Here is a 6,873-nt window from a genome sequence, read left to right as displayed (position 1 = left end):
AAGGGCCATTGTAGTGCCCGCTCTTCGGAGCGAAGCTGGATCGTTCCTTGTTCGGCGATGCATTCCCGCCGAGATTAGAATTCGTTGCACTGTTTCGCGAAAAGTACGACGTCAGTTGCTAAGCTGGTGAAAAGCGTGGTGATCCCGACAGGAATCGAACCTGTGACCTACAGATTAGGAATCTGCCGCTCTATCCTACTGAGCTACGGGACCACGCGGCCAGACACATAGCCGCTTCGGATCGTTTCGCCAAGAGGCCGGCCGAAGGCAATTCGGCCGACTTTGCGCTGCCGCCGTCAGGCGGCCAGCGCGGTTTCCGCCAGTTTCACCCAGTAGCTCATGCCGTGCGGGATGACCTCGTCGTTGAAATCGTAGGCAGGGTTGTGGAGACCGGCGGTGTCGCCATTGCCGATGAAGATGAAGGCGCCGGGGCGGGCTTCGAGCATGTAGGAGAAATCCTCGCCGCCCATCACCGGCTGGATGCCGCGATGGACATGGGCGTCGCCGGCGACACTCATCGCGACATCACCGGCAAACACCGTCTCTTCCGCGTGGTTGAAGGTCACGGGGTAATTTGCCTGATAGTCGACCTCGATCTTTGCCCCGAATGCGGTCGCCAGCCCGTCGCATATGCTGCGGATGCGCTCTTCGGACTTCTTGGCGATCTCCTTGCGCAAGGTGCGCACGGTGCCGGCGATTTCAGCGGTTTCGGGGATGATGTTGTAGGCGTCACCGGCGTGGAACTTGGTCACCGACACCACCACGGCCTCGACCGGATCGGTGCTGCGGGAGGCGATCGTCTGCAAGGCGCCGACCAGTTGGCTGGTGATGACGATCGGGTCGATCGTGCCGTGCGGCATCGCCGCGTGGCCGCCCTTGCCGCGCACGGTGATGGTGAACTCGGCGGTCGCCGCCATGATCGGACCCGGGCGAATGGCGAACTGCCCGACAGGCAGGCCCGGCATGTTGTGCATGCCGAACACCCTTGAGATGTCGAAACGCTCCATCATGCCGTCCTTGACCATCTCGTTGCCGCCGCCGCCGCCCTCTTCGGCCGGCTGGAAGATCACCGCCACGGAGCCGGTGAAGTTGCGCGTCTCGGCGAGGTATTTGGCCGCGCCCAGCAGCATCGCCGTGTGGCCGTCATGGCCGCAGGCATGCATCTTGCCGGGGATGGTCGAGGCGTAGGACTTGCCTGTGATCTCGTTGAGCGGCAGCGCGTCCATATCGGCGCGCAGGCCGATGGTGGGGCCTTCGCCCTGGCGGCCGCGGATGACGCCGACGACGCCGGTCTTGCCGAGGCCGGTGACCACATCGTCGCAGCCGAAAGCCTTCAGCTTCTCGGTGACGAAGGCGGCGGTCTTGAAGACGTCGAAGTTCAGTTCTGGCGTCTGGTGCAGATGCTGGCGCCAGCCGGCAACTTCGTCCTGCATTTCGGCGGCACGGTTCAGGATTGGCATGATGGTTCCATCTCGCTGTTGGGACAGGCGGGTGTCGTCCGCTGCCTTGCAATTGTGATCGCCAGGCACTTTGCCATCTTGGCGTCACATAGGGTAAATAGCACCGCAACGATGCGGTCCGGTTTTTGAGGGTCGGACCAATCATGCTGGCGATCGCGTAACGAAATCTTACGGAGCCAGGGGCGACTACGGCAAGAGGCGATTTCGGATTTGATCATGCGGTACAGGCATTTCCTCAAACTATTCTCGGTTGGCACAATCGCGCTGTCGGTCGTGGCCGGGCCGGCGCTGGCCAATCCGGTGGTCGTGTTCGATCTCGGCAGCGGCAAGATCCTGCAGCATCAGGACGCGTTCAAGCGCTGGTATCCGGCATCGCTGAGCAAGCTGATGACCGCTTATGTCACCTTTCGGGCGATCGCCGCCGGCGAGGTTCAGCTTGATTCGCCGATCAAAGTGACCAAACACTCCGCCGCCGAGCCGCCAAGCAAGATGGGCTTCAAGCCGGGCTCGGTGATGCGGCTCGACAACGCGCTGAAGATGATGCTGGTCAAATCGGCCAACGACATCGCCATGGCGGTGGGCGAAAATGTCGGCGGTTCGCAGGCGGCCTTTGCCGACCGGATGAACGCCGAAGCGACCCGGCTCGGCATGAACGGCACGCATTTCGTCAATCCGAACGGGCTCTATTCGCCGGATCAGTACACGACGGCGCGCGACCTCGCCGTGCTGGTGATGGCGATCCGCCGCGAATTTCCGCAATATGCGCCGTGGTTCTCGATCGAGGGCCTTGCCGTCGGCAAGAAGGCTATTCCCAACTACAATCTCTTGATTGGCCGTTATCCCGGCGCCGATGGCATGAAGACCGGCTTTGTCTGCCCTTCCGGCTTCAACATGATCGGTTCGGCGACCCGCAACGGGCGCACGCTGGTCGCGGTGGTGCTTGGCGAGAAGTCGGCCGTCACCCGCGCCGAGACGGCGGCAAAGCTGCTCGATCAGGGTTTTGACGCGCCTGCCGCCGGCTCGGCCACCGTCACCACGCTGGCGCCCTATGGCGACACGGTCTCGCCCAACGACATGAAGGACGAGGTCTGCAAGAAGAAGACGCCGCAGGAGCAGTCGGAGGCGCCGCCGGTCGCCGCCAAGGACGTGCCGAAATCGCCCTATCAGGAAAAGCTCGACCATGTGCCGACGCTGGTTGCCGTCGGCCTTGGCGGCGCCACCGGTCCGGCGCCGAAGGCCATCCTCGACCAGGGCGGTCAGGAATATGCCGATGTGCCGATCCCGAGCTGGCGGCCCGACAGACCGGCACCGGCCGGCGCAGGCCCGAAGATTGCCGGCTCCGCCGCGCAGGGCGACCAGCCGGCCAAGGTTGCGAACTAGCCAATGGGCAGCGGCTTCCCGATCCCCGTCTCGGTGCTGACCGGCTTCCTTGGCGCCGGCAAGACGACGCTGCTCAACCGGCTGCTCAAGGATCCGGCGCTGGCCGACACGGCGGTGATCATCAACGAGTTCGGCGAGGTGGCGATCGACCATTTGCTGGTCGAGCAGTCTTCCGACGGCATCATCCAGCTTTCGGACGGCTGCCTGTGCTGCACGGTGCGCGGCGAACTGGTCGATACGCTGGCCGACCTGGTCGACCGGCTGCAGACCGGCCGCATCGCCCGTCTGGCCCGCGTCATCGTCGAGACCACCGGCCTTGCCGACCCGGCGCCGGTGCTGCAGTCGATCATGGCCCATCCGGCGCTGATCCAGGCCTTCCGGCTCGACGGCGTCATCACGCTGGTCGATGCCGTCAACGGCAACGCCACGCTCGACGCCCATGTCGAGGCGGTCAAGCAGGCTGCCGTCGCCGATCGCATCGTGCTCAGCAAAGCCGATCTGGTCGTCGATCCCAATGAGTTGGAAATGCTTCGGGCGCGCCTGCGGCAGATCAATCCGGGCACCGAACTGCTCGATGCCGGTGACACGGGGACAGGCGTGGCGGCGCTGTTTGATTGCGGCCTCTACAACCCGGCAACCAAATCCGCCGATGTGCGGCGCTGGCTGGGCGAGGAAGCCGCTCATGATCATCACCATCATGATCACCATGATGGGCATGATCACGAACATGGCCATGACCACGGTCATCGCCACGATTCGCGGGTGCGTTCCTATTCGCTGGTGCATGACGGCCCGGTGCCGTTTTCGGCGATCGAGATGTTCCTCGACCTGCTGCGCTCGACACATGGCGAGCGCCTGCTGCGCATGAAGGGCGTCATCGAGCTCAGGGAAGACCCGTCGCGGCCTTTGGTGATCCATGGCGTGCAGAAGATCCTGCATCCGCCGGTGCAATTGCCGTCCTGGCCAGATGGCCAGCGCGGCACGCGGCTGGTGCTGATCACGCTCGATATGCCCGAAGATTATATCCGCAGGCTGTTCGCCGCCTTCACCAACCGGCCGTCGATCGACACGCCCGATCGCGCCGCGCTGGAAAACAACCCGCTGGCGATTGCCGGGCGGTAGCTCCCACGATTACGGCGCGCCGCGCTCGACCAGGAAGCGATGGCCGCCGGAGACCGCCGCCGTTTCAATCAACTGGTGGCCGCTCTCCGAACAGAATGCCGGAATGTCGATGACGGCCAGCGGGTCGGTGGTCTCCAGCCAGAGCCGGCTGCCCGGTTGCATCCCCGCCAGGCGCTTCTTGGCCTTGAGCACGGGCAAGGGGCAGTTCAGCCCCTTGAGGTCATAAATAGCGGCGCGATCATCCACGGGCGAAATCAACCGCCGAACATGCCGAGCAGCTTGTTCTTCAGCTTCGTCACGCGGCTCTCGTCGGCACTCGCCGCTTGCGTCTCAGCCATCGGTGCCGCTTCCGAAGGGGCCGCGATGGTCGCGGTGGCGACAGGGGCTTCCTTGGCAGCCTTTTCGGCCTCCTTTTCGGCCAGAGCCTGGGCCTTGGCGGCTTCCTTGGCTTGCTTGGCCGCCTCTATGGCAGCGAGCCTCTGCTCCTCGGCCTTCTGCTTGGCCGCCTTTTCGGCATCGAGGGCCGCCATCTTGCGGCCAGCGGGCGAATCGATGCGGCCCATGCGTGCCGTCTCGGTGACCGAGCCGTCATTGTTGAGCGACGGCGGATCGATCGGCACGCGTTCGCCGCGTGCGCGGCGCTTGGACCAGTCGGAGACGATGCTGGCTTCCTTGATGCCGGCGATGGTCGGCTTGGGCGCCGGCACGCTGGCCTTGACCGCGCCGCTGAATGCCGCGTCGTAGGTGCTCATGTAGGAATTGTAGGCGCTCTTCAGCGAATCAGGTTGCGTGGTCGCCGGGCAGGCGCCGGTCGGGTCGAATGTCTGACCGTCGGCGGCAACCTGGTTGAAGACGTAGCGCTTCTCGCAGACATCGACCTTCGGCGGCACCTTGGTGATCTCGAAATTGTCGTAGCCGACCTTCAGCATCTTCCAGAAATCGTAATTCGGGTCGTTGCGGTAGCGCGCCATGTTGGCGGCAGTCATGCGGAACGGAAACGCCTGGATCTGGAACTCGGTCTGGCCGCCCTGGAAGGCATCGCGGCCAAAGGCATAGATCTGCTCGATCTGCGCATCGGTCATCGAATAGCAGCCCGACGACGAGCAGGCGCCGTGCACCATCAAATTGGAGCCGGTGCGGCCATTGGCGCGGTCATAGGCGTTGGGATAGCCGATGTTGAAGGACAGATGATAGTTCGAGCGCGGATTCATCTGCGCCGGGCGCACCGTGTAGAAGCCTTCCGGCGCCTGGCGGTCGCCTTCGGTGTATTTCGGCCCGAGCTTGCCCGACCATTTGCAGATGTCGTAGCTCGCCACCATGTCGTAGCGGCCGTTGGTTTTGGCCTTCCAGATTTCGAGCTTGCCTTCTTCCTTGAAGATGCGGGCCATCACCGACGAGGTGCGGACCATGCCCTTGGCCTTCATGTCGGCAAGGATCTTGTCGGGCAGCGGCTTGTTGGCCTCCGGGGCAAAATCCTTCATCGACGAATTGTTGCAGCCGGCAACGCCGAGGGCAGCGATCAGGATTCCGGTGCGGGCAAGCTTGACAAACATGGCTACGGATATCGTCTTTTCTCTGGCGCCAGGACGCTTCCTGCCCCGGCTGCTACACTGCGCATCGACGGACCCTAAGCCCGTTAACCCTAATAAATTCCTTACCGCAAGTGCCGACACATCCCCCTGCGGCAGTCTCATTGAGCCGAATGCAGCGGCATTTTTGTGGCAAAAATGCTCCGCCCCGCCACATTGTTGCGGCCAAGGCTGCCTGTGGTCAGAGACTGCGGCCCATGGCCAGGTATTTTTCGCGGCGCTGCTCGCGGAAATCGGTGTTGGCGCCGGCAAAATCCTTCATCGTCCTGGCGATGAGGTCTCCGGTCGCGGCGATCACCGTTTCGGCGCCGCGATGCGCACCGCCGAGCGGCTCTGGGATGATGGCGTCGATGATCTTTAATTCAAAAAGATCCTGCGCGGTGATCTTCATGTTGGTCGCCGCGTCCTTCGATCGCGTTGTGTCGCGCCACAGGATCGAGGCGGCCCCTTCCGGCGAAATCACCGAATAGATGGCGTGTTCGAGCATGTAGACGCGGTTGGCGGTGGCGATGGCAATGGCGCCGCCCGAACCGCCTTCGCCGATGACCACCGAGATCGACGGCACTTTCAGGCCGAGACAGGTCGAGGTTGAACGGGCGATAGCCTCCGCCTGGCCGCGCTCCTCGGCGTTGACACCGGGATAGGCGCCGGCCGTGTCGACCAGCGTCAGCAGCGGGATCTTGAAGCGGTCGGCCAGTTCCATCAGCCGTACCGCCTTGCGGTAGCCCTCCGGGCGAACCGATCCGAAATTGTGTTTCAGGCGGCTGGCTGTGTCGGAACCTTTTTCCTGGCCGATGATGGCAATGGGTTCGCCGCGGAAACGGGCGAAACCGCCGACGATCGCCTGGTCCTCACCGAAATTGCGGTCGCCGGCCAGCGGCGTGAAATCGGTGAGCAGGCCCTTGATATAGTCGACGCAATGCGGCCTGTCGGGATGGCGAGCCACCTGCACCTTCTGCCACGGCGTCAGCGCCTTGTAGGCGTCGCGCAGCGCGTCGCGGGAGCGCTTCTCGAGACGGCTGATCTCGTCGCCGACATCGACCGCCTCGCCATTCTCGGCAAGCTTCTTCAGCTCGAGGATCTTGCCCTCGAGGTCCTGCACCGGCTTTTCGAAATCGAGGTAATTATACATGCGTGAGCGGACCGATACGTCGGAAGGCAGTGGCTGACGGAACCCTTGAATCCAAGGCTCCGGGCGGTGAAATGTCGTCCTCACATAGCGATATGAGGCCTAGTCGGCAAGCGGATGATGATCGTTGACCAGCCGCACCAGCCGCTCTTCCAGCACATGGGTGTAAATCTGTGTCGTCGATATGTCGGCA

At 63.3% G+C, this 6,873-nt stretch carries 6 protein-coding genes and 1 tRNA gene; 2 read left to right on the top strand and 5 right to left on the bottom strand.

Annotated features, from left to right (window positions below):
* Window positions 1-136 precede the first annotated feature (136 nt).
* Window positions 137-213 (bottom strand) — tRNA-Arg (locus tag EOC06_RS21515).
* Between the two features lie 83 nt (window positions 214-296).
* Window positions 297-1,460 (bottom strand): M20 aminoacylase family protein, encoded by a 1,164-nt coding sequence (locus EOC06_RS21510; protein ID WP_127266677.1) that lies wholly within the window; start codon window positions 1,458-1,460, stop codon window positions 297-299.
* A gap of 216 nt (window positions 1,461-1,676) precedes the next feature.
* On the opposite strand from EOC06_RS21510, the gene EOC06_RS21505 reads away from it, so the two are divergent.
* Together EOC06_RS21505 and EOC06_RS21500 are read left to right on the top strand one after the other, a co-directional pair.
* Window positions 1,677-2,840, top strand: a complete 1,164-nt coding sequence (locus EOC06_RS21505; protein WP_128308736.1) for a D-alanyl-D-alanine carboxypeptidase family protein — start codon at window positions 1,677-1,679, stop codon at window positions 2,838-2,840.
* A 3-nt stretch (window positions 2,841-2,843) separates the two neighbouring features.
* Window positions 2,844-3,962, top strand: coding sequence for a GTP-binding protein (locus EOC06_RS21500; RefSeq protein WP_128308735.1), 1,119 nt, complete (start codon window positions 2,844-2,846; stop codon window positions 3,960-3,962).
* 9 nt (window positions 3,963-3,971) lie between these two features.
* Here EOC06_RS21500 and EOC06_RS21495 read toward each other — a convergent pair whose 3' ends face one another.
* From EOC06_RS21495 to EOC06_RS21485, 3 genes are all read right to left on the bottom strand, one after another.
* Window positions 3,972-4,208: a sulfurtransferase TusA family protein gene (locus EOC06_RS21495; RefSeq protein WP_164761850.1), complete on the bottom strand. Its 237-nt coding sequence runs from the start codon at window positions 4,206-4,208 to the stop codon at window positions 3,972-3,974.
* 8 nt (window positions 4,209-4,216) lie between these two features.
* On the bottom strand, window positions 4,217-5,515 hold the full coding sequence (locus tag EOC06_RS21490; RefSeq protein WP_127380034.1) for a murein L,D-transpeptidase family protein: 1,299 nt from the start codon (window positions 5,513-5,515) through the stop codon (window positions 4,217-4,219).
* Window positions 5,516-5,732: 217 nt separating this feature from the next.
* Entirely contained in the window at window positions 5,733-6,683 is a 951-nt protein-coding gene (locus tag EOC06_RS21485) for an acetyl-CoA carboxylase carboxyltransferase subunit alpha (RefSeq protein ID WP_127380033.1), read from the bottom strand.
* Window positions 6,684-6,873 lie beyond the last annotated feature (190 nt).

This window comes from Mesorhizobium sp. M7A.F.Ca.MR.362.00.0.0, assembly GCF_004023175.1.
In the GTDB taxonomy this organism is placed as follows: Bacteria; Pseudomonadota; Alphaproteobacteria; order Rhizobiales; family Rhizobiaceae; genus Mesorhizobium.
The sequence above is the reverse complement of the archived record's forward strand: the minus strand, read 5'-3'. Positions and strand labels throughout refer to the sequence as shown.

Excerpts from the sequence above, each read along its gene's own strand:
- EOC06_RS21510 (WP_127266677.1), bottom strand. The coding sequence starts at position 1,460 with ATGCCAATCCTGAACCGTGCCGCCGAAATGCAGGACGAAGTTGCCGGC.
- EOC06_RS21505 (WP_128308736.1), top strand. The coding sequence starts at position 1,677 with ATGCGGTACAGGCATTTCCTCAAACTATTCTCGGTTGGCACAATCGCG.
- EOC06_RS21500 (WP_128308735.1), top strand. The coding sequence starts at position 2,844 with ATGGGCAGCGGCTTCCCGATCCCCGTCTCGGTGCTGACCGGCTTCCTT.
- EOC06_RS21490 (WP_127380034.1), bottom strand. The coding sequence starts at position 5,515 with ATGTTTGTCAAGCTTGCCCGCACCGGAATCCTGATCGCTGCCCTCGGC.
- EOC06_RS21485 (WP_127380033.1), bottom strand. The coding sequence starts at position 6,683 with ATGTATAATTACCTCGATTTCGAAAAGCCGGTGCAGGACCTCGAGGGC.